Source organism: Pirellulales bacterium (genome assembly GCA_036267355.1).
Lineage (GTDB): Bacteria > Planctomycetota > Planctomycetia > Pirellulales > DATAWG01 > DATAWG01.
Window position 1 is genome coordinate 1 of the sequence record DATAWG010000100.1, and the last position, 2993, is coordinate 2993.

Sequence of the window (2993 nt, forward strand, 5' to 3'; positions counted from 1 at the left end):
ACACCGAATGGGCCGGCGGCAAACGCGGCGTCGAACTCTACGACCAATCGGCCGATCCGAAGGAATACCACAACCTCGCCCACGACCCCGATCAAGCCGCGACGGTGGCGATGCTAAAGAAGCTTTTGCATTCCGAGCGGCTATGAAATGCGAGCTACGGAATCGGGCTGGCATTTCCGAACGTGCTCGAATCTCCGCTTCAATGAACGGAGTCGTAGATGAACATCCGCTCGAGCAGGATGCGGCTATCGGCTAGATCCAAAGCAAACCGAGGCCCACTCCGCGGCGCCGACCGTCGACGAAGTTCACCAATGCAACTCCGGACCGCCGGACCAACGGACGGAGCCCTCGCCCCTTCTTCAAGTTTTCGATTTGCAGTTTGCCTGATCTCTGTTACCATTTGATGGAGAACTGGTGACGGCGACGATTTTCCACGGGCTGGGTTCCAACGAACCAAGCTGTGGCGAGGCGGGTCGCCGAAGCCGGTCCGGAGTCAACCATCGAATTTCGGGGGTCTTTAGCGGCCGACGTAAGTCGGGGCGCCAAGGGCTTTTCCCGGTGATTTGCGACTAAATCCGGAATTGTTTGTACAACCCCATTCACTATTCGGCACGCCCGGCTTGTAGATGAACCTCGTCGTTTTCATCTGGCGGTTTCTAATCGAGCAATGGCTCGCTATGAAATCCGCATGCTTAGGCGGTTATTTCCGCAGCGGTTGCTTGCAAAGCATCGGCTTCGGTTACTCTCCGCTGACGGGCGTCTGGGCCGGCGCTGTTTGGCGCAACGCAGCTTTGACCGGCAGGGTCGCGGCTGTCGAAGTTGGCTCGGCGGCCACGGGCGGCATCTGCGTCGCGCAAGCGATGCGCATGCGCGCGCGGCTTTGGCCCTGGGCGAGCGGTGATTGGCTGCCAATCGGTCTCGTTTCTGGCTACGGCGCGCGGTCTCCATCAGGCCGAAGCGCCTTCGTTGCATCGCGTTGCAGGAGCAAGAGCAGTTCCCCTGCGCTCCGGCGAGCGAGCGGTCGCCTGAAATCCGATCGATGATTCACGCTTCGCGGGCTGCGGAGCCCGGGAGCTGATTGTACGAACGATGCCGCTTGGCCGCCGCCGGTCAGCTCTAACTCTCCACGCTTGGAGAGATGTTGGCGTCGCTCGGCTTATAGCCGATCGCTCGAGGAAATCGCTCTCGGTCCACTTGGCCGTCGGCGGTTGCCGCGAAGGCTCTCCGATCAAACGCCAATAGCAGAGAGGGTCTGAGCAGTGAACACGTGGGAAACGTTTGCCGTCGTCGTCGTCGCCGCCCTGTTGGGAGCGATGGCGATCAAATTTCTCGATCGGCTCCGCCGCCGCGACGCCGAATCCGAAGCCAAGGAAATCCTCGAAAAGGCCACTCGCGAAGCATCGAATTTGCGCCGTGAAGCCGAATTGGAAATGAAGGAGTCGGCGATCCAATCGAAGGCCGCCGGCGAACGCGAACTTGCCCAACTCCGCCAGGAACTTCACGAACGCGAACGGTTGCTCGACAAACGGCAAGATGCCGTCGAGCAGCAAGCCGAGCAGGTTCGCAAGCAGGAACGGATGGTCGAGGGTTCGCAGCGAAAATTGGCCGAGCGCATCGAAGACGCCAATCGCCGCAACGAAGAATTGATCAAGCTTTTAGACCTACAACGGCAGACGTTGCACCAGCTTAGCGGCTTGAGCCGCGACGATGCCACACATCGCTTGCTCGACATGCTCGATCAAGAACTGACGCACGAGCAAGGGGCCCTGATCATCAAGCACGAGCGGCAAACCGCCGAATTGGCCGAGCAAAAGAGCCGCGATATCCTGCTCACTGCTCTGCACCGCTACGCCGCCACGCACACCGCCGAAACCACCACCAGCACCGTCGATATTCCCAACGACGAGATGAAAGGCCGCATCATCGGCCGCGAAGGACGCAACATCCGCGCCTTCGAAAAGGCCACCGGCGTCGACGTGATCATCGACGACACGCCGGGCGTGGTGATCGTCAGCGGCTTCGATCCGGTGCGCCGCGAGATCGCCCGCATGGCGCTCAACAAGCTGATCGCCGACGGCCGAATCCATCCGACGCGGATCGAAGAACTCGTTGCCCAAACGCAGGGCGAGATGGAGCAACACATCCAAAAACATGGCGAAGAAGCGGTGCAGGAGGCGAACGTCAACCGGCTGCATCCGAAATTGGTGCACCTCTTGGGCCGCCTCCGCTTCCGCACCAGCTACACGCAAAACGTGCTGCGGCATTCGATCGAAGTCGCCTTCTTGGCCGGCATGATGGCCGACGAAATCGGCCTCGACGGCACGCTCGCTCGCCGCTGCGGACTGTTGCACGACATCGGCAAGGCGGCCGACCACGAAGCCGAAGGTGGCCATCCAAAAATCGGCGCCGAATTGCTCAAACGCTACGGCGAAGGTCCGGAAGTCGTCCATGCCGCGCTCGGCCATCACGACGATATCCGCATCGATCATCCCTACACGGTCCTGGTGGCCGCGGCGGATGCGTGCAGCGCCAGCCGGCCCGGCGCGCGCCGCGAGACGCTCGAGCGGTATATTAAACGGATGGAAGAACTCGAATCGATCGCTCGCAGCTTCCCCGGCGTCGAGCAGGCATATGCAATTCAAGCCGGCCGCGAACTGCGCGTGATCGCCAGTGCCCGCGACACGACCGACACTTCAGCCGCCAAAATCTGCCGCGACATCGCGCAAGCCTTCGAGCAGCAGTTGACATATCCCGGCGAGATCAAGGTGACCGTGTTGCGCGAAACACGCGTTACGGAGATGGCCCGATAGGGGCGAGAGGCGAGGGACGAGGGGCGAGGGGCGAGGGACGAGAAACGGCATGAAATTCCTACTCGCCACTGCATGCCTGTTCGCTGTGGTGCTTTGCGCCGCGCTTTTGTGGGCGGCACTTCGGGGCGCGAGCGAGTCGGCCGCAACCGACTCGATTGTGGAAGAACCCTCCGAGTTCCACGA

1 protein-coding gene is annotated in these 2993 nt (G+C 61.3%); it reads left to right on the forward strand.

Going from position 1 to position 2993, the window contains the following annotated elements; genetic code table 11:
- Positions 1–1259 precede the first annotated feature (1259 nt).
- Positions 1260–2810 (forward strand): ribonuclease Y, encoded by a 1551-nt coding sequence (gene rny, locus VHX65_15960; protein ID HEX4000048.1) that lies wholly within the window; start codon positions 1260–1262, stop codon positions 2808–2810.
- Positions 2811–2993 lie beyond the last annotated feature (183 nt).